Genomic DNA, 19,349 nt, shown 5'->3' with positions numbered 1-19,349 from the left:
GTCGCCGATGCTGTCGGCCGGACGCCGAAGGTGAGAACGATCGTGCAGATCTACGAGGTGGTGCGCACCGCGCATCTCGAGCGCGCAGTTGAACTGGGCGAGGGGGTCACGATCCTTTACCGCGGTCGGCGCTACGACTTCGACGCCGACGTCGCCCGGGGCGTCGACGTGCTGCGGCGAGGCCTCCTGGCATCCACCCGGCATGCCCTTACACATCGCGTCGACGTGATCGAGGTCAACGAGCCGCTCGTGGTCAGAGCTGCCACGCGCAGCCTCGCCTTCATCGTCGCGGCTCGCCTGCGCGCCCGGGTCGTGGGAGACCCGCGGCCGGTGGCGGTGGCCTACGCCATCGGCAACATGCCTACCGCGCAGATGCTGCGCAACCTGCCGCTGAAGGCGGGGGCGAGGCATCGGCTGCAGCGGCTGCTCGCGCCCGCGGTGTGGCGGGCGCTGGATCGCGTCGCCTTCGGGACGTCACAGGCGGCGCAGCTCTACGGGGAAGAACTGAGCGGGCGTCGTGATCCCGAGACCGAGCTGATCGAGGCGCTTCCCACGCGTGACCCGGAGGCGACCGGGGACCCACGCCCGGAGACATTGGCATTCGTGGGCGATCTGTCCGAGCGCAAGGGATTTCCCGCGTTGCTCGCGGCTTGGCCGGCGGTGCGCGCATCGGTGCCCGGCGCGCGGTTGGTGATCGTGGGGCGGGGCGCAGGTGAGGACGACGCGCGGCGGCTGGCCGACGCCGACCCACAGGTGTCGCTGCTCATCGATCCGCCCCGCGAGGAGATCTACCGCGCGCTCAGAGGGGCGAAGGTGCTCACTCTGCCTTCTCGCCGTCGACCGCTGTGGCGCGAGCAGGTCGGCCTGCCCATCGCTGAAGCCCTCGCGCAGGGGTGCGCCGTCGTGACCACCGACGAGACGGGTATCGCACGCTGGCTTCGCGATCACGGGCACCACGTCGTGCCGGAGGAGGCCGTCGAGCGGGAGCTGTCTGCGGAACTCGTCGCAGCGCTGACATCACGCCGCACGCCGGAGGATGTCTGGTCCGATCTGCCCTCCCGCGATGGGCGGGAGTCGGCCCGCGCGTGGATGTACGCCGACGGCGAGGAGGAGCAGCCGTGACCGATGCAACCCACTCGAAGCGAGGCATCCTGCGACGGCTTCTGGCCCACCGTAAGCACCTTGTCGCCTACGGGCGGGGGGTGCTGCGGGGTCACCCCGGGGTGCGCATCGGGCGCGGCGTGAAGCTCGGCGGCCCAGGAGAGCGTCGGTTCGACCGTGGGGTCACGTTGACCTCTGGTGTGCAGATCTGGGTCGGCCCTGGTGCCGTGCTCACCATGCGATCGGGCTCGAAGATCGGGGACCGCAGCATCGTGAACGTGCAGTCCTCCGTCGTGATCGAGCAAGGCACCCGCATCTCGTGGGATGTGCAGATTCTCGACACCGACTTCCACTGGCTCGCCGATGAGACCGGACGGCGGCGCAGCCACACCCGACCCATCGTGCTGGGACCCCGCGCGCTGATCGGCGCACGGTCCATGGTGCTCAAGGGCGTCGAGGTCGGTGCCGGTGCAGTGGTCGGGGCCGGCTCCGTGGTGCGGCGCTCCGTGGAACCGGGCAGCATCGTCGTGGGCAACCCGGCCCTGCCCGTCGGAGCTGTGTCGGATTGGGGCAGCGCGGTGTGACCTGCGGCTACACCGAGCGGCGGGCGAGAGCGGCGAGTCGCGACGCGAGGTGGCGTGTGGTGAAGGTCGATTCCACCCGACGACGCGCTGCGGCACCCGCGCGCGCGGCGCCGGCCGGGTCGTTGAGAAGGGCCAGCGCGTGGTCGCTCAGTGCCGCGGCGTCCCCGAGCGGCACGAGGGCGGCGCCGCCCTCGGGTGTGAAGTAGTCGTCCATGCCGGCTGTCTCCGTGATGACGATCGGTCGACCCGTGGACATCACCTCGAGCCCCACCGTCATACCCGACACGTGGGAGTTGTCGCGCGTGGCGATGACCGCCACGCTCGCGCGGGCATACAGGTTCCGCAGCTCCGCGTGGGTCAGATAGGGGACGACTCGCACCCCGCTGGGCGGAGGTGCGGTGGACGTGCTCTGCACGACGATCTCGACGTCGGGACGCTGGGCGCGGATTCTCTCGAGGGCTTGGAACAGCGTGGCCGCATCGCGATCACGATCGCCACCGACGCTGACCACCAACGGTCGCTCAGGGTAGGGGTGAGCGGTGAAGAATGCCTCGTCGATCCCGAAGAGCACGTGATGCACGGGGGGACCGGCGGGCCCCAAGAACTCCCGCAGCGGCTGCACCTGCGCGGCGCTGAGTACCCACACGCCGTCCATCTTGCGCAGGGCGCGTCGCATCGGAGCGAGAGCCTGCGGTCCTTCGCGGTCCACGGCATCCGTCAGCCACACCACACCGCAGTATCGGGTGCCCACGCCTCGGGAGAACGCCAAGCGTGCGGCGCTGTTCTCGTCCCATGTGAAGGCGACCGCTCCCGACCGGCTGCGCCGAACGGGGGCGGCCGCCAGCACGCGCCGTGTCGCCCGCCGGATGGCGGAGTCAGTGGTGAGGTTCTGCGGGGTGACTGAGCCGAAATGGTCCCTTAGGTGGTTCAGCCCGTACGGCCATTCATCCGGCCCCTCGCCGCGGGCGTGCCGGTCTCGCCATGCGCCGAGATCCCGTCCCGACGGATACAGCACGATCGCACGTGACTGACCCCCACCCGATCGCCCCATGGGTCGATGCTAGCGTCGCCGCGGCGGGCCTCACTTCGTCGGCGCGGAGAAGGGACCGATGCGCTTCTGGCCGGCCGCGACACCGATCGCCGCCGCGACGTCTGCCGGCAGTCCTGCCAGGCCGGCCCGCGGAGCGGAGAGCACGTCGCCGCGCACGGTGAGGTCGCTGTTGATCACAGGGCTACCGAGCCATTCCGCGGAGTTCTTCTCATTGCCCGTGAAACTCGAGAACGACTCAAGGGTCTTGAAGCTGCGCGTGCCCGCCGTGCCGTTCGCCCAGCACGCGAAATTGGCGGGTGCAGTCGCACTCTGCCGGTAGAACACGTTGCTGTCGGACGAGATGCCGAATGCGCTCCCCAGGGCCTTCTGCTGGTAGTCCTGCGTCAGGTAGGCGCAGTTGCTGCCCTTCGGGCTGTACGAGATGACGTTGTTGCGGAATTGCAGATTGCGCATCAGCCACGGGATCTTGGTCGCGAGGGCACCGTCCGATTGCGTGCGACTGTCCTTGGCGAAGCTGAGCGCGCGACTGGTTCCGTCGATAGTGTTGTTCCACACCTTCACGTTGCCGGTGTTGTTGATGTGCAGACCCGTGTGGTTGCCGGCGATGTAGTTGTCGGCGACGATCGCCTTCTCGCTGATCTCCAATTGCACGCCACTGGTGGAGTTGCCGGTGACGCGGTTGCGTGTGATGCGCAGGTCATACGAGTTCACGTCGAACCAGAGGCCGGCGCTGTCGTTGTCGGAGATCACGTTCCTGGACACGTCCACGTTCTGGACGTGTGACAGTTTCAGGCCGCCGGACACGGGCGCTGGTTTGAACATCTGCGTGTTGTTGCCGCTGATGACGGATTCGGTGATCTTGAGGTTGTCGGTGCCGTTCGCGCCGAGGCCGAGCATGCCGTTGCCGGTCAGCGTGAGCTTGCGGAACGTCTGGTTGTCGTTCCAGGTGTACACCCCCACCGTGGCGTTGTCGCGCACAACCATGTTCTCGAGGGTGATCCCGTCCACCTCGGCGGTGACGGTGCCCATGAGGTTCAGCGTGGTGGCATAACGCTGCACACCGAAGCCGCGCAGGACGGTGCCCTTGCCCTGCACCTTGATCGCCTGAGCCAGAGTCGTGGCCTCTACGCGCTTGCCCGAAGGGTCGCTGCCGATGATGAGGCGCTTCCCGGCCTCATCGACGAAGAACGTGCCGGAGGTCACGGCCGACGCTGATCCGACCTGCCGCAGTGCCGCGCCGTTGATCCACACCTGCTCCGGGTACCCGGCGTAGGGGTTGCGGCTATCGACGAAACGGCTCGTCTCATCCAGGTTGGCGTTGAAGGAGATGCGTCGATCGAACTTGTGGTTCCAGCCGGTGCTGACCCAGGTGCTGCCGGACTTCGTCCAGTTGGTCACCGGAGAACTGCCGTCGAACCACACCGCTTCGCCGGGGTAGGCCTGGATCGTCAGCTTGCGGTTGAAGCCGACGTACACATACTCGCGGTAGGTGCCTCCGCGCAAGACGATCGTCGAGCCGTTAGGGGCCTTCGCCGCCGCGTGTGCGGCGCTCTGGTACGGATCGGCGAGGGTTCCCGACCCGGCATTCTTTCCCTTGGGAACGACGTACACCGCGCCGGCGGGAACGGGATAGGACGCGCTGCCCACAGGGAGGCTTCCCGCGGTGCCCTGCGCCGGAGCGGGGGCCGGGGCCGGTGCGGGGGCGGGTGCCGGGGCGGGTGTCGGCGCAGGAGCGGGTGTCGGGGCCGGTGTAGTCGTGCCCGCGGTGACGATGCGCACGTCGTCGATGCGTACCGCGTTGGCGGCCGACGCAGACGACAGGTGCGTGGCGACGACCGCGGACCCCGCCTGGGCGAGACGCTCGGCGCTGCGGTCCTCGTGCACCTGCTGCCACTCGGCGGGCTTGGGGGTGCCGTCGATCCAGATGCGCGCCTTGATCGAGACCGCGGTGTCTCCGGTGACGCTGAACTCCGCGCGGATGCGCTGCCCCTCGCGGAAGGCGGCGATCGGCTTCGTCGACGTCAGCACCGTCTCCTTCGCGGTCGAGCCGTCAAAGCGGCTCATCCACAGGTTCACGCCAGACGTCCCGAACCGCACACGTGCCTGGTACGACCGACCTCCGTCGGAGCGCAGACCCAAGGAGATCGTCGCGCCGTTGCCCGCGGCGGTCGCCTTCTCCGGCCACAGCAGCGCGCTGAAGACGGTGTCGCGATCGATGGTCGATGAGAGGGTCTGCGTCGCACCGGTGCCCGGCGTGTGGCTGACGCGCCCCGACCCGTCGACCACGCTGCCGCTGCTGCCGGCGCTGCTCGTCCATGTGAGACCAGATGCCGTCTTCCCCCATCCCTGCGATACCGATCGCGAGAAGTCGTCCGAGACATCCGTCGCGGCGGCAGCCGGAGCGGACGTCGCCAGCGCGAGCGAGGTGGTCATCAGCCCTGCGACCAGCAGAGCGAGAGCGCGAGGCGCGCGGAAACGACGGGGAGAAGGCATGCGGAAAAACGCTTTCGTCGGGGGAGAGCGGGACCGGGTTCGGCCGATCGGGCAATACAAACACGGGCAGGACACAGCGCGTCTCGGTATGAGACACTTCTCATTGGGGTGCGGGACTGGGGGTCACCGTGCATCTGTCGACCTGGGGGAGGTCACGTGCGGGCGTTGTGGCGGGCAGACGCGACAGGGGGACCCGCCAGAGTGCGCTGGGTCGACGCGGGCAAGGGGATTGCGATCGCGCTCGTCGTGCTCTTCCATGCCGCCCGATGGCTCGACGGCCTGCCTGCGGATACGGCGGCCTGGCAGCAGGTCAATGACACGCTGGCGACGATGCGCTTGCCGCTGTTCTTCACGCTTGCAGGGCTGTTCGCTGCGAAGTGGGCCACGGCTCCCGTCGCTGACCTGTGGAACACCAAGCTTCGTCTTTTCGCCTGGGTCTTCGTCCTGTGGGCAGTGATCGATCTCGGGCCCTACTGGCTCGGCCAGGGGTTGCATGGCACCGGGATCAACTTCCGCCGGGAGATCTTCGACACGCTCATGGCGCCCGTGGTGCCCCGCTTCGAGCTCTGGTTCATCTGGGCGCTGGCGTTGTTCTTTCTGCTCAACCGCGTGACACGGCGGCTGCCGGCATCCATCGTGCTCATCGCGTCCTTCGCGGTATCGGTGGTCGGTTTCACCGGGCTGTTGCCTCTGCCCTCGCCGGGGTGGACGGGGCTGTGCAAGTACTACTTCTTCTTCTTCGGCGGCATGGTGCTGCGGGCGGCCCTGTTCCGCTACGCGGCGCACAGCGGGTGGCTGCTGCGCGGCGGCGTCTTCTTCGTCTGGGCCGCCGGCGCTGTCGCCGTCACCCACTGGGGACTGACAACGGTGCCGGGCATCATGCCCGCGCTCGGGGTGCTCGGCGTGCTCGCGGGTGTCGCCGCATCACAGGCGCTGCAGCACGTTTCCGTTGTCGTCTCGTTGGGGGCGAAGACACTGCCCGTATATCTCGCGCACACGCCGATCATCATCGTGCTCAGCGCCGTGGGGGTCATCGCGCCGCCGGCGCCCCTGCTCGAAGCAGCGGCGATCGTCTACCCGCCCTTGGTCGCGATCGCGGCGATCATGCTGTCGCTCGCCCTGTACCGCGTGAGCCGCCGTGGCGCCCTGCGGTGGCTGTTCGAGCCGCCGCCACGTCTGCTTCTCGCGAAGCGGCCCGAGTCCGCGCAGAGGAATGTTTGACCGCCCGCACGGCGACCGGCACAGCGAGGAGCGCAAGCGTCAGGGGCAGCAGCTTCACTGACGACAGCGCGGGGCTGAAAGCGAGATCCCATGCGAAGCGCGCGGCGAGATACACCACGAGAGCGGAAGCCGTGCCCATACGCAGTTGGCGATCGATTCCGAGAGCCACGATGACGGCGATCGTGGCGCAGACGGCGAGTCCGGGCAGGCCGAACCAGACCCAGAAATCCCCCGCGAGGGAATGCAGCTCGATCGCACTGCCGAAGAGGTAGCGGTTGACGTAGCCGTTGTCGGGGTCGTAACCGATCCCCAGCATCGCCGTCTTGGCGGAGATGACGTCGGCCGACGAGGCGACGGTGCCCGACCCCAGGCCCAGTGGATGGTCGGTGATGAGGGCGATGGAAGCGGCGAGCTCCGGACGCCCGCCGAGCAGCAGCGAGCCGGAACCGGCGATCTGCTGCTCTGAGCGGGACTGCGCGGCTTCGCCGAAGAATCCCTCCAGAATCGCGGCCTGCGCGGTGAAGAAGATCGCGACGCCCAGCAGCAGCAGGGTCGCCAGGTTTCCTGCGCGGCGCCGCCCTTTCAGCAGGGACCGGTTCGCCCACTGCCACACCACGACGGTCGCCGCCAGAGCCAGCATGGCGGTGTTCGAGCGGGACCCGTTCAGTGCGCCCACGACGACCAGTGCGGTGATCACGGCGAGCTGGGTCGCCGGGTGGCCGCGCCGGGCGCTGATGGCCAGGGCGAGCACAGTGACGGGGATGGAGTAGGTGAACCGCCAGGAGGCGCCGCCGCCGATATCGGGGAGCACCCCCACCACGAGGCCGACGCCGAAGGCGATCGCGACGCCCGATGAACCGATCACTCCACGAGCCCACACCAGCGCGCCGACGACGGCGATCAGTCCGATCAGCATGGCCGAGCGTTCCACGAGCGCCGACGGCAGCACCTCTCGCATGGGAACGGCCGCCCAACTCAGCAGTACACCGCTCACCACCGCGACGACGCAGAGCGCCGTGAGTGCGAGAAGGAGGCGGAACCGGCGCAGCACCGGAAGCCACACGGGAACCATCGCCGCGGCGAGCATTGCCCCCAGGGGCACGTTGTACGGGAGGAGGATCCACGCGCCGCTCGCGACGGCGAGCAGCACGGCCACGCCGCGCGCGGCGCCGCGCTCGCCCGTTCGCGCCCGGACGGGGGAGGACATCACTCGGTGAGGACGGCGCGCGGCGTGCGCGAGCGCGAGCCGCGCTTGGCGGGCGCGTCGGCGACGTAGTAGGGGTTGCCCGCCGCACGCTTGGTCCCGTTGAGCACGAGCCCGAAGACTCGGGCGCGGGTGGATTCCAGCTCACCCAGTGCGCGCACCAGCTCGTCCCGCTTGGTGTATCGGTAGCGGGCGATCACGACGATCCCGTCGACGATCGGCGCGAGCCACATCGGGTCGCTCACGGCGAGCACGGGCGGGCTGTCGACGATGACGACGTCGAAGCGCTCTCGGGCTGCGGAGATGAGATCGCGCAGGTGGTCGGAGGCCAGCAGCTGGCCGGGGTTGGGTGGGATGGTCCCACTCGTCATGATCCGAAGGCTCGGCGAACCCCACTGATGCAGCGCTTCGTCTTCGGTTGCGTCGCCCAGGAGCACCGTCGTCACACCGACACCACCTTCGAGCCCGGTCAGGGTCGCGATGGACCCTCGGCGCAGGTCCGCGTCGATCAGCAGTGTGCGCTGACCCTGCTCGGCGAGGATGAGCGCCGTCGCCAGGGCGATCGACGACTTGCCCTCTCCAGAGACGGCCGACGTGATCAGGATGACCTTCGCATCGCCATCGATGTTGGCGAAGCGCAGACCCGCGGCGATGCCGCGCACCGACTCCGCGGCGGCACTCACCGCCGAATCCCGCACCGCCGCCGGCAGGGAAGTGCCGCCGGCGGCGCTCACCTCGCCGAGGATGGGCATGTCGGTGACGGCCGCCACGTCCTCCCGTGACGTGAGTCGCGTTGCGAGCAGTTGACGCAGCACCGCGTAGACGACCCCGAGCACGAACCCGGCGAGTGCGCCGGCGATGGCGATCAGCCGCGTGTTGGGCGCAATCGGGGCGCGCGGTGCGACCGCCTCGCTGATCGTCTCCACGCGCACGGCGGGACCGGAGGTCTGCGTCTGCGGGGCCAGATCCTCCACGGCATCCGCCAACTGGTCAGCGACCGCGTTGGCGATGTTCGCCGTCATCTCCGGATCCGCCCCGGTTGCTGCGATCTCGAGCACCGTCGTGTCCAGCGGCGAATCGACGGTGATGCGACCGGCGAGGGCACGGGGTGTCGTATCGAGCTCGAGTTCTTCGATCACGGGCCCCAGCACGGCGGGCGACGTCGCCACCACGGCGTAGGTCTGCACGAGGCCCTGCACGTAGTTCGATCCCTGCACGAGCTCCATCGTGCTGTCGCCTCGCGTGGGGATGACCACCACCGCCGCCTGTGCGCGGAAGGTCTCCGTCTGGGTCGAGGCATAGGCGAAGCCTGCCAGCCCGCCGAGAACCGTCAGCACCACGATGACGACCCAGCGTCTGCGAAGCGATCGGAAGTAATCCACCGCCGTCATCGACTGACGCCCTGGTTCGTCATGGACGTGCGCAGCAAGCGCATCCCGTGGTACATCGTCACTGGTCCCCCAACCGTGAGTGTGCGGCACTGCGCTACTGAGCGTAGCGGTCATCGGGCCGGGGCCGCGATGCGTTCGTCAGCGCCGAGCACCGACGTCGCGACGGCTGCCCGGTAGGCGGCGATCCCGTTGCGCTGTTCGGCCGTCGCTGCGCTGATCGCCACATCTCGGCAGAGGCTCGCCCAGCTCGCGCGCACAGTCTGGAGCGCGGTGGCCAGCGCTGCGGCATCGCCGGGCGCGGTGAGCAGGGCGGTCGGGTAACCGCCCGCCGCCTCCCGCAGTCCGCTGGTGTCGCTGACGATCACGGGGCGCCGTGCGAGCAGGCCTTCCACGGCGGTGTTGCCGAACGGCTCGTCTACGACCGAGGGCACGACGAGGACATCAGCAGCAGCCAGGCTCGGCCAGATATCGGAGTCGAACCCCGCGAACTCGACCTGGTCGTGCAAGCCGAGCAGATCCACGCGTGCGCGCAGTTGGTCCTCGAACCACTCGTATCCCGGATAAACGCTGCCCAGCAGCCGGAGCGAGCAAGGCAATCCCTCGTCGCGCGCGATTGCGAGCGCCTCGATGAGGACGTCGGGGCCTTTCCTCGGCGAAAGCCGCCCTATATAGAGGACGCGCAGCCCGTCGTCGACGCGCGGACGCGGCGGGTTCGCGCTGACAGGCGGACCGCTCACCCCGTTGTAGACGATGTTCGTCCGGCTACCGATACGCGGCGCCGACGAGAGCATGGTTTCGCGCGTGAATCGACTGTTGACGATCACCGCGTGTGAGGGGCGATGCGGTGTGTACAGCACCTTCTTCATCAGCGTGCCTGCGGAGGCCTCGGCCTCATGGAGGTGACTGACGATGCGCACGCCCTTCAGTCGCGCCACGACCGGCCAGACCGGCACGATCGCGGTGCTCACGTAAACGGCGTCGGGACGCCGTTCGTCGATGAGTCGTGTCGCGGCCCGCACGTTGCGTATCGCGGCGGCGAAGAGTCGCAGCAGGCCGAGGGGGGTGCGGAATGACTTGCGCAGCACCATCATCGGTATGACGTCGACCTGGGCTCCGGCTGCTCGCAACTGCTCCACCAGGGGGCCGGCCGACGCGAGGACGGCGATCACGTCGACGCCGCGCTCGCGCAGCCCGATGACGCTCTGGAGGAACATGCGGTCGGACCCGAACAACTCGGCGCCCGGGTGCACGGCGATCACGACGCGGCCGCTGTCCGGCGATCCCACGTTCACGTCTCCTCCGTCGATGCGCTCGACGACGCCACTTCGCGGACGCGGCGACGCACGAGGACGGCGTTCGGAATGAGCTGGAATGCCAGCACGCCGACGATCGACCCGACCACGGGGCCCAGGGAGCCGAGTGCCGGGATGAGAAGGATGGTCAACCCGAGGTTCACCGGCAGCATGCCGAGGATCAAGTAGGCCTGGAATCGCAGCCCCGACGCGTCGGTGAGGTACATGCCGAACGGGTACTTCGCCGATTGGATCACGATGAACACGCTGAAGGCGATGAGCAGGCTCGCGGGCAACTGAATCTGCCCTCCGGATGCCAGTTCGGCGAGCCACCCCGCTGCCAGGCTCAGCGCGAGGCATGCCGCCGCTGCGGCGACGGCGAACGCCACGGACATCTTCATGGGCGACACCGGCGCGGCCTTACCCGCGGCGCGGGCCTTCGCGAACACCGGCCACAGGGCGAAGCCCGCGGCCGTCACCACGGCGAACACGGGGGAGAAGATCTGATTCGCGAGGCTGTACTGCGCGAGATCGTCCAGGGTGCCGATGAGGCTGAGCACGAGGCGGTCCGACGACATCGCGATCGGCAGCGCAACCATCTGGATGAGCATCGGCCAGGCGGTGTTCATCACTCTCGCGCCGCGGATGCGGCGGTCCAAGGCCCCGCGCAGCGCGCTGCCGAGCATGGGCTTGAGCTTGCGGGAGGCGATGATCATCGCGATGAGGCAGATCACCGTCGTGGCCGCGTAGGACGCGACGGCGATGTACCCGCCGTCGGCAGAGGTGGCGATCATCACCCACAGCACGGCGAGCACGATCGGGGTCTGAATGGCGCCGAGCAGCACGACCAGCACGTTCAGTCCCAGGGCGGCGAGAATGCGCTGCCCGTAGGCGATCAGCATGTTCAGGCCGAAGATCGCCAGGCAAAGAGTGGCGGCGAGGGCCCCGGATTCCGGGGTGAGCGCGCCGCCCAGCACGGTGGGCCAGAGCCCCGAGACGAAGAGCACCACGGCCACAACGATGACCACCGACGAGCAGATGAACAGCAGCCGCATGCACGAGATGAGCACGAGGCGCAGGTTGCTGTCGGTGCGTGGATCCTTCGCCCCGGCGACGGCGTTCATGATCGCGGCGGTCAGTCCCAGGTCGCTGAACGGAATGAGCCCCGCGATCGCCACGAGCAGGATGTACTGCCCGTAGGAGGCCACGCCGTAGTTGTCGATGATCAGCCGGGTGACCACGATGCCGAGCACCGCGCTGATCGGCAGCACGATGAAGCGCGCCGCGGCGCTGCTGCCGATCGACAGCAGCGTGCCGCGCCTGCTCCCGAGGTCTTCGATGGATGCCAGCCCCCGCCGGCGCCGCCGGGCAGGGGCAGCGGTGTCGGCGCCTGCCGCGCCATCGGGATGGAGGGTCGTCTGCTGTGTCATGTGATGCCGCCCCGGCTGTCGTCGCCGCGCGGATGTCCGTGAGATCGCTGCGCGCTCACGAGCTGGTCGTCGACCACGAGGTCACGGAGCGCGTGGTGCGGCGCATGCCGGAGTGCGCCGACTCGCCAGCGGCCAGGCGGAGCGCCAGGTCTTCGTACGCGTCGGCCACGTCGTCCCACCGGAACTGCGCTTCGGCTCGCCGCTTCAGCGCCTCGCCGCGGCCGTGCACGCCGTCGGGGTGCGCCTCGACAGCGGCGAAGTGGCCCGCGATGTCACCCTCGCCGAAGAAGAACCACCCCTCATCGTCGAGCACCTCGCGGTTGAAGGTGACGTCGTAGGCGATGACAGCGGTGCCGGCGCCCATGGCGCGCAGCAGCGACGGGTTCGTCCCTCCCACGGAGTGCCCGTGCACGTAGGTGAAGGCGTGCGCGTACAGCGCGTCGAGCAGCTCCTGGTCGTACACGCCGCCGAGCATGCGGATGCGCTCGTCGCCCTGGGCAGCGGCAGCGATCGCCTGGGTGTACTCGGCCGCATACGGCGCGGAGCCCACGACGATGAGCGGCTTTCGGCCCGCGCTGGCGCGGTAGCCCTTCACGATCTCGAGAACGTGGTTCTCGGGCTCGAAGCGCGCCACCACGAGGTGGTAGCCGCCGCTCTCCAGGCCCAGCGCCCGCACGCCCTCGTCGGACACCCCGTTGAGGATCGGCGCGCCGTAGCGGATGAGCTCGGTCGGCGCCTGGAACTCGTCCTCGTAGTACTCCGCGATCCCCGGCGCGTCGGCGATCAGCGCGTCGGCCGCCCGCACGCCGTGCTCTTCTGCCCACCGGTAGTAGGCGGCTCCGCCGCGGCCCCACTTCGAGCGGCGCCATTCGAGCCCGTCCATGTGCAGGGCGACGGGGATGCCGCGGGCACGCAGCATCGGGATGAACGGCGAGTTGGCCGCGTTGAACACGAATGCCGCGTCGGGGCGGCGGTGGGTCACGGCGTGCAGCACCGAGAAGCCGGTGTGGCTGAGTGTCTCGAGCTGCTTGACCGACAGTGCGGGCAGCTGAACGACGCGCATGCCGCGGTACTCGGTGAGGTCGCGCTCGCCGCCGCGGGTGTAGACCGTCACGCGGTGACCGCGCTCGACCAGCCGGTAGCCCACCTCTTCGACGGCGGTCTCGAAGCCGCCGTATGCGGCAGGAACCCCGCGGGTTCCGAACATCGCGATGGACAGATGTGCGGTCGGCCGCCGGCGTTCGGTGGACCGGGCGTGCGCCACCGCGCGCGGCGCCTCGCCCGGCGCCAGCTCGGTGATCGCCGAAGAAGCGGATGCCGTGGTCTGCTCAAGCACCATGGCATCCACCCGCCTCGGTTGCGGCTGCGTGCACGACGATGTCGAACTGCATGTTGCTCCCCCCCAGGAACATTGCGGCAGCGCCGCGATCCCCCAATGAGCGGCCGAAGCCGCTGATTCCCCAATGTCGTCGGATGATGCCCCCAGGCGTTCATCCGGTGCTCGGATTTCTCCGCGGCCGTCCCACCGGCCGTGCAAGGTGATTCTTACACTGATCCGCCGCGAAGCAAAGCATCTGCTCTTCGCGGACGTCCGCGCGCCGCCATCGAGGGGCGCGGGAGCCGAGTTGGCACACCGGCGGGTGAGGTGTACTGTCGGCGTCAGTCGACGTGGGGGAACTCGTCGACCTTGGGGAAATCGCGTGACCCGGTTGGGGCCGGGAGCGTGTGACATGCGTTTTGGGGGCGTCATGACACAACGAGTGGGCTATGCGGCGGGGGCGTTCGACCTGTTCCACGTGGGGCATCTGAACATCCTTCGTCTTGCTCGCGAGCATTGCGATCACCTCATCGCCGGGGTGGTGAGCGACGAGATGCTCTTGCAGACGAAGGGTCTGTCGTCGTTCATCCCCACGGACGAGCGCGCCGAGATCGTGCGCCACGTCGACTTCGTGGACGAGGTGCACATCGAGGCCGTCCCCGACAAGCTGCAGGTGTGGGAGGAGCTGCGCTTCACGCACTTCTTCAAGGGCGATGACTGGCGCGGCACCCCTCGGGGGGAGCAGCTCGAGCGCGAGTTCGCCGCGGTGGGAGTGGAAGTCGTGTACTTCCCCTACACCGCGCACACATCCAGCACACAGCTGCGTCAGGCGCTGGACGCCGCGGTGCACCTCGCCCGGGCGCGCAACGCGCGTGACGCGGCGTTGGTGGCGATGGCCTAGTCCGTCGTCGTCGGCTCCGTCGGCGCGCAGAGAAGCGGCCGCCCCCCGAAAGGGGAGCGGCCGCTTCTTGTGGGTGCCTACTTGTCGGTGACGGCGTCCTTGACCTCGTCGACGGCCTGCTTGCCCTTGCCCTTGGCCTGGTCGACGTGACCCTCGGTCTCCATCGACTTGTCACCGGTCGCCTTGCCGATGCCCTCCTTGGCCTGACCCTTGAGCTCTTCGCCCTTGTGCTTCATGTCGTCTCCGATGCCCATGGCAATCTCCTTCTCTTGGGGGTCCACGACCGCGTCAGCGGTCTGTGGGGGTTTCTGTGGCGGCGCCGTCTTCGGAGGCCGCCGCGGGCGACGGGTCGGGTTCGAGCCGCACCTCTTCGCGGGTGACGGGCACGGTCACGGTGACCTGCTCCGTCACGACGTACCGCCGCAGCCGCAGGCCGCCGGATGCCGCCGGGGGAGCGGTGGCGGCGTCTCCGGCATCCGCGGGGCTCGCCTGGTCGTGGTCGTGGTCGTGGTCGTCGCGGTGAGCGTGCTCGTGCTCGTGGCTCTGCCCGTCGTGCTCGTGCTCGTGCGTGTGCCCTCGGTCGTCGCCATCCGTTTCTGGGGCGTCGCGCAGCGCGTAGTACGCGTAGAGCTCCTCCTCCTCGCGGTGGGTGAGCTCTGCATCCGAATCGATGCGCGGAGCGTGCTTGACGGCATCCTTCCCATAGGGGATGCGCACGCCGCCGTCGACCTCCTCCGCCTGCTCGAGGGGGACGAACGACTCGGACGTGCCGAACAGTCCGGTCTTCACGGTCATCCAGTTGGGGGTGCCGGTGGTCGGGTCGACGTAGACCTGTCCGACCGTGCCCACCTTGTCGCCGTCGGTGTCGACCACGTGGCGGCCCACCAGGCTGGCGATGTCATGGGATCCGATCATGTTCCGTTCTCCTGTCTGCCGAGGCCGACGCGGTCGACCCGGCGGTGATAACGCATTCCGGCTGCCCCGCCCAGCAGTGCGCCGAGGAGGGTGACGATCGCCACCCCCAGGGCGGTGAGGATGCCCGTCAGGGTCGCCGACTCGGCGTCGACGGGGATCTGCGGCAGCCCCTGCAGTCCGCTGAGGGCGCTGTCCCGGCTTCCGGTGATGGCACCCACGACCGCGATGACGATCGCAATGACCACCGCCCAGATCCAGACCGCCAGACCCTGCTTCACTCCGCTGAAGCGGGCCATGCGCCCGGCCACATAACCGCCCGCGACGTAGGCGACGAACAACACGACGGCCAGGACGATCGCGCCGACGATGCCCGCAGTGTCACTGGCGGCGGCATCGACGACCTCTTCGAGCGTCGCCTCTGACGCGACGGCGAGGCCGATCGCGCCCACGAGGGTGCCGAGCACCACCACTGCGCCGACCGCGGTCAGCCAGCCGAAGAACGCCGCCCCGAAGTGGAATCCGCCGAATCGCTCCTTCTCCCGCCCCACGACGTCGCGCTGCAGCGTGTGGGACGCATCGACTCTCGCCGCAGCGCCCGTGGATGCCGGGTCGTACACTGGTGCGCCGAGGTCGCCTCGCTCAGGTGTGCTCATGACCCGACGCTAACTTCGGCGTGCGGTGGTCTGCATGGGGTTGCGAGGATCTGGCGGCGGGCGTAGCCTCCCGGGTCGGCACCCGTGATCTCCGAATGCCGGGACGTGGCGTGCTAAGCTGTCTCTTTGGTGCAGGCCGCCTGCTGGCCGGCACCGCGAACGTGAGCCCTCCACTGGCGTGTTCGACCGCTTCTGCGGCGCGAACCACCCCGGAGTGGGATTCACGAACTCCTCCGTTCGACACAAGAAAGCAGCACTATCGTGACGCGCACTTTCACCCCCAAGGCTGGCGAGATCCAGCGCGAGTGGCTGGTCATCGACGCAACAGACGTCGTCCTCGGTCGCCTCGCCTCGCACGCCGCCGCCCTTCTGCGTGGCAAGCACAAGGCCACCTTCGCCAACCACATGGACTCCGGTGACTTCGTCATCATCGTCAACGCCGACAAGGTCGCGCTGACGGGCCAGAAGCTCCAGAAGAAGCGTGCCTACCGCCACTCCGGCTACCCGGGCGGCCTCAAGTCGGTCTCCTACGAGGAGCTCCTCGAGAAGAACCCGGCCCGCGCCGTCGAGAAGGCGATCCGCGGCATGCTGCCGAAGAACAGCCTCGGCCGCCAGCAGCTCTCGAAGCTGAAGGTCTACGCCGGCGGCGAGCACCCGCACGCGGCGCAGCAGCCCAAGACGTACACCCTCGACCAGGTCGCCCAGTAAGCGCCCCTCAGATTTAAGGACAACTGATGGCGAACATCGAAGAGACCCCGCAGAACTACTCCACCGAGACTCCCGCCGAGGAGACGCAGGCCGCCGTCGCGCGCCCCGTCCTTTCGGTTCCCGGCGCAGCGGTCGGCCGTCGCAAGCAGGCCATCGCCCGCGTGCGTCTGATCCCCGGCTCGGGCACCATCACGGTCAACGGCCGCACGCTCGAGGACTACTTCCCGAACAAGCTGCACCAGCAGCTGATCACCGACCCGTTCACGGTGCTCAACCTCACCGGCGCATACGACGTCATCGCCCGCATCTCGGGTGGCGGTGACTCGGGCCAGGCCGGCGCGCTGCGCCTCGGCATCGCCCGTGCGCTCAACCAGATCGACGCCGAGAACAACCGCCCGACCCTCAAGAAGGCCGGCTTCCTCTCGCGTGACGCCCGCGTCATCGAGCGCAAGAAGGCCGGTCTCAAGAAGGCCCGCAAGGCACCTCAGTACTCGAAGCGCTGATCACTCAGCAGATGGCGCTGTTCGGCACGGATGGTGTGCGGGGGCTGGCCAACGGCCCCCTCACCGCCGACCTCGCGCTCTCCCTGGCCCAGGCGACTGCCGTCGTCCTGGGCCAGGGGCGTATTGCGACGGCACGGCGGCAGGCGGGCAGACGACTGACCGCGGTCGTCGCCCGCGACCCCCGCATATCGGGGGAGTTCCTCTCGGCTGCGGTCGAGGCGGGTCTCGCCTCGTCGGGCGTCGATGTGCTCGACGCCGGCGTGGTGCCGACGCCCGCTGCCGCGTTCCTGGTGGCCGACCGCGATGCCGATTTCGGCGTGATGGTCTCGGCGTCCCACAATCCCGCGCCCGACAACGGGATCAAGCTCTTCGCCCGCGGCGGGGTGAAGCTGCCCGATGAGGTCGAGGCGCGCATCGAAGAGGCGATGTCGGGACCCAAGCTGCAGCCCACCGGCGGCGACGTCGGGCGCATCCAGCGGTTCGCCGACGCCGAGGACCGCTACATCGTGCACCTCCTCGCGTCGCTGCCTCACCGCCTCGACGGCCTGCACGTCGTGATCGACTGCGCCCACGGCGCGGCATCCGGCGTCTCGCCCGACGTCTTCACCGACGCGGGGGCCAAAGTGACCGTCATCGGGGCCGACCCCGACGGGCTCAACATCAACGACGGCTACGGCTCGACGCACCTCGATGTGCTCGCCGGAGAGGTCGTGCGCGTCGGCGCCGACATCGGCATCGCCCACGACGGCGACGCCGACCGCTGCCTGGCCGTGGACGCCGACGGCCGCATCGTGGACGGCGATCAGATCATGGCCATCCTCGCCCTGTCGATGAAGAGCCGCGGACGACTCAAGGACGACACCCTCGTCGCCACCGTGATGAGCAACCTCGGCCTGCACCGGGCCATGGCCGCCAGCGGCATCCATGTCGAGCAGACGGGTGTGGGCGACCGCTACGTTCTGGAACGGATGAGCGCCAGCGGGTTCTCCCTCGGCGGCGAGCAGTCGGGCCACGTCATCATGAGCGACTTCGCCACCACCGGCGACGGTCTGCTCACCGGCCTGCACCTGTGCGCCGAGATGGCGCGCACCGGCAAGACGCTCGCCGAACTGGCATCCGTCATGACCGTCTTCCCGCAGGTTCTCGTCAACGTGCGGGACGTCGACCGCTCCCGCGTCGACGACGACGAAGGCGTGCAGGAGGCGGTGGCGTCCGCAGCCGCCGCACTCGGCATGTCGGGTCGCGTCCTGCTCCGCGCCTCCGGAACCGAGCCGCTCGTGCGCGTGATGGTCGAGGCCGAGACCGCAGACGTCGCCAGCGACGTGGCGGCGCAGTTGGCAGCCGTCGTGAGCGAGCGTCTCGCCCTTCCTGCGTAGGTTTCACCGTGTCGCAGGGCCGGTTTCTTGGTTGTGGTGCCGCAGATGCGATAGAAATGAGGGCACCGGCACTGGAGCCGTGCTGACGTCGCATTCCCCCCACGCGTCGTCTCCTCGCTCTGACGCCGACTGGCCTGCGCTTGTGCACGAGCGCTGTGGCCGCGAGAGGGCCGCGCTCTGGGGGCCGGTCCTCTCCGCATTGGCGGGTGGCGGTTCTCTCGGGCAGGTGGTGCGGGGAGTGCTCAGTCGGTGGTGGGGGCGGTCCACGACAGGGACTCGATGTAGCGCAGCAGCACGCCTTCGCGCAGCGCCCACGGGCTGACCTCGAGCTCATCGACATCGAGGGCCTTCATCGCGCGGTGCAGCACGACGGCCGCCGCGACGATCTGGAACGTGCGGTCCGCGGTGATGCCCGGCAGCGCCTCGCGCGCGGCCGCCGGCATCTGCGCAAGGCGAGGGATCCACTCCTTCAGCGCTGAGCGGGGCAGCACCATGCGCTCGATCCCCGACCAGCCGGGCACGGGGTACCCCGCCAGCTTCGCCAGTGAGCGGATCGCCTTGGACGATCCGACGACGTGATCGGGGCGCGGCAGGTCCGCGAACATCTCCGCCACGGGGGCGAGCGTCTTGCGCGCGTGCTTGCGCAGGCGGTCGACCTCGTCGGCGCCGGGCGGGTCGTTCGGCAGGTACTTCACCGTCATGCGCCCGGCCCCCAGGGGCACGGAGGCCGCGGCATCCGGAAGCTCGTCCGCACCCGCGGCCAGCTCCAGCGAGCCGCCGCCGATGTCGAACAGCAGGATCTGTCCGGCCGACCACCCGAACCAGCGGCGCACGGCGAGGAAGGTGAACCGCGCCTCCGTCTCACCGCCGAGCACCTGCAGCTCCTGGCCCAGCGCCTCCTCGATCCGCGCGATCACCGCCTTGCCGTTCTTCGCCTCGCGCACGGCGCTCGTGGCCGTCGCCAGCAATTCGGCGACGTTCTCGCGGGCCACGGTCTCGCGGGCGTCGGTCACCGCGGCCACAAGGGCGTCCACGCCGTCGGCGCTGATCGACCCATCGGGCTCCAGGTAGCGCATCAGTCGCAGCACCGTGCGGCGGCTGGTCGTCGCGTGCGGCCTGCCGCCGGGGATCACATCCGCGATCAGCAGGTGGACGGTGTTCGAACCGATGTCGAGGACTCCAAGGCGCACGGGGTCAGCGTAGCGGCG

The 19,349-nt window shown here is 69.1% G+C and carries 18 protein-coding genes; 7 read left to right on the top strand and 11 right to left on the bottom strand.

What is annotated here, in order from left to right:
- The first annotated feature begins 42 nt into the window (after positions 1–42).
- Positions 43–1,122, top strand: a complete 1,080-nt coding sequence (locus QNO26_RS12535; RefSeq protein ID WP_257526335.1) for a glycosyltransferase — start codon at positions 43–45, stop codon at positions 1,120–1,122.
- Positions 1,119–1,685, top strand: a complete 567-nt coding sequence (locus QNO26_RS12530; protein ID WP_257526336.1) for an acyltransferase — start codon at positions 1,119–1,121, stop codon at positions 1,683–1,685. The genes QNO26_RS12535 and QNO26_RS12530 overlap by 4 nt, the downstream gene beginning before the upstream one ends.
- Positions 1,686–1,692: 7 nt before the next feature.
- Here QNO26_RS12530 and QNO26_RS12525 read toward each other — a convergent pair whose 3' ends face one another.
- Both QNO26_RS12525 and QNO26_RS12520 read right to left on the bottom strand, forming a co-directional pair.
- Positions 1,693–2,532, bottom strand: a complete 840-nt coding sequence (locus QNO26_RS12525; RefSeq protein WP_257526337.1) for a glycosyltransferase family 4 protein — start codon at positions 2,530–2,532, stop codon at positions 1,693–1,695.
- 234 nt (positions 2,533–2,766) lie between these two features.
- Complete coding sequence (locus QNO26_RS12520; protein ID WP_257526338.1) at positions 2,767–5,229, bottom strand: right-handed parallel beta-helix repeat-containing protein; 2,463 nt, start codon at positions 5,227–5,229, stop codon at positions 2,767–2,769.
- A gap of 201 nt (positions 5,230–5,430) precedes the next feature.
- On the opposite strand from QNO26_RS12520, the gene QNO26_RS12515 reads away from it, so the two are divergent.
- The gene (locus QNO26_RS12515) at positions 5,431–6,450 is read left to right on the top strand and encodes an acyltransferase family protein (protein WP_257526339.1); all 1,020 of its coding nucleotides are present in this window, start codon (positions 5,431–5,433) and stop codon (positions 6,448–6,450) included.
- Here QNO26_RS12515 and QNO26_RS12510 read toward each other — a convergent pair.
- The 5 genes from QNO26_RS12510 to QNO26_RS12490 form a co-directional block, all read right to left on the bottom strand.
- Positions 6,332–7,657, bottom strand: coding sequence for an O-antigen ligase family protein (locus tag QNO26_RS12510; protein ID WP_257526340.1), 1,326 nt, complete (start codon positions 7,655–7,657; stop codon positions 6,332–6,334). The two genes, QNO26_RS12515 and QNO26_RS12510, sit on opposite strands and share 119 nt — an antisense overlap.
- Positions 7,657–9,045: a tyrosine-protein kinase domain-containing protein gene (locus QNO26_RS12505; protein ID WP_257526341.1), complete on the bottom strand. Its 1,389-nt coding sequence runs from the start codon at positions 9,043–9,045 to the stop codon at positions 7,657–7,659. The genes QNO26_RS12510 and QNO26_RS12505 overlap by 1 nt, the downstream gene beginning before the upstream one ends.
- Positions 9,046–9,155: 110 nt before the next feature.
- Entirely contained in the window at positions 9,156–10,331 is a 1,176-nt protein-coding gene (locus QNO26_RS12500; protein ID WP_257526342.1) for a glycosyltransferase, read from the bottom strand.
- 2 nt (positions 10,332–10,333) lie between these two features.
- A complete protein-coding gene (locus tag QNO26_RS12495) occupies positions 10,334–11,767 on the bottom strand; it encodes a lipopolysaccharide biosynthesis protein (RefSeq protein WP_257526343.1) in 1,434 nt (477 codons plus the stop codon).
- Between the two features lie 55 nt (positions 11,768–11,822).
- The gene (locus QNO26_RS12490) at positions 11,823–12,974 is read right to left on the bottom strand and encodes a DUF1972 domain-containing protein (RefSeq protein ID WP_257533933.1); all 1,152 of its coding nucleotides are present in this window, start codon (positions 12,972–12,974) and stop codon (positions 11,823–11,825) included.
- Between the two features lie 541 nt (positions 12,975–13,515).
- On the opposite strand from QNO26_RS12490, the gene QNO26_RS12485 reads away from it, so the two are divergent.
- Positions 13,516–13,986, top strand: coding sequence for an FAD synthase family protein (locus tag QNO26_RS12485; protein ID WP_257526344.1), 471 nt, complete (start codon positions 13,516–13,518; stop codon positions 13,984–13,986).
- Between the two features lie 77 nt (positions 13,987–14,063).
- Here the strand turns inward: QNO26_RS12485 and QNO26_RS12480 are convergent, their stop codons facing one another.
- Genes QNO26_RS12480 through QNO26_RS12470 form a run of 3 tightly spaced genes read right to left on the bottom strand, consistent with a single transcriptional unit; the run spans position 14,064 to position 15,554 of the window.
- Positions 14,064–14,240, bottom strand: coding sequence for a CsbD family protein (locus QNO26_RS12480; RefSeq protein WP_257526345.1), 177 nt, complete (start codon positions 14,238–14,240; stop codon positions 14,064–14,066).
- 34 nt (positions 14,241–14,274) lie between these two features.
- The gene (locus tag QNO26_RS12475; RefSeq protein ID WP_257526346.1) at positions 14,275–14,901 is read right to left on the bottom strand and encodes a PRC-barrel domain-containing protein; all 627 of its coding nucleotides are present in this window, start codon (positions 14,899–14,901) and stop codon (positions 14,275–14,277) included.
- The gene (locus QNO26_RS12470) at positions 14,898–15,554 is read right to left on the bottom strand and encodes a hypothetical protein (protein WP_257526347.1); all 657 of its coding nucleotides are present in this window, start codon (positions 15,552–15,554) and stop codon (positions 14,898–14,900) included. The genes QNO26_RS12475 and QNO26_RS12470 overlap by 4 nt, the downstream gene beginning before the upstream one ends.
- Positions 15,555–15,815: 261 nt before the next feature.
- Between QNO26_RS12470 and rplM the strand changes: the two genes are divergently transcribed.
- The 3 genes from rplM to glmM are packed head-to-tail and all read left to right on the top strand — an operon-like array spanning position 15,816 to position 18,141.
- On the top strand, positions 15,816–16,262 hold the full coding sequence (rplM, locus tag QNO26_RS12465; protein WP_257526348.1) for a 50S ribosomal protein L13: 447 nt from the start codon (positions 15,816–15,818) through the stop codon (positions 16,260–16,262).
- A 26-nt stretch (positions 16,263–16,288) separates the two neighbouring features.
- Positions 16,289–16,765, top strand: coding sequence for a 30S ribosomal protein S9 (gene rpsI / locus QNO26_RS12460; protein WP_257526349.1), 477 nt, complete (start codon positions 16,289–16,291; stop codon positions 16,763–16,765).
- A gap of 11 nt (positions 16,766–16,776) precedes the next feature.
- Positions 16,777–18,141 carry a phosphoglucosamine mutase gene (gene glmM, locus QNO26_RS12455; RefSeq protein WP_257526350.1) on the top strand — a complete coding sequence of 455 codons (1,365 nt, stop codon included), beginning with the start codon at positions 16,777–16,779 and terminating at the stop codon, positions 18,139–18,141.
- Between the two features lie 242 nt (positions 18,142–18,383).
- On the opposite strand, the gene QNO26_RS12450 is transcribed toward glmM, so the two are convergent.
- The gene (locus QNO26_RS12450) at positions 18,384–19,331 is read right to left on the bottom strand and encodes a Ppx/GppA phosphatase family protein (protein ID WP_257526351.1); all 948 of its coding nucleotides are present in this window, start codon (positions 19,329–19,331) and stop codon (positions 18,384–18,386) included.
- Between the last annotated feature and the right edge of the window lie 18 nt (positions 19,332–19,349).

It is taken from the genome of Microbacterium sp. zg-Y1090, assembly GCF_030246945.1.
Lineage (GTDB): Bacteria > Actinomycetota > Actinomycetes > Actinomycetales > Microbacteriaceae > Microbacterium > Microbacterium wangruii.
This window is presented reverse-complemented; position numbering and strand designations above follow the sequence as displayed.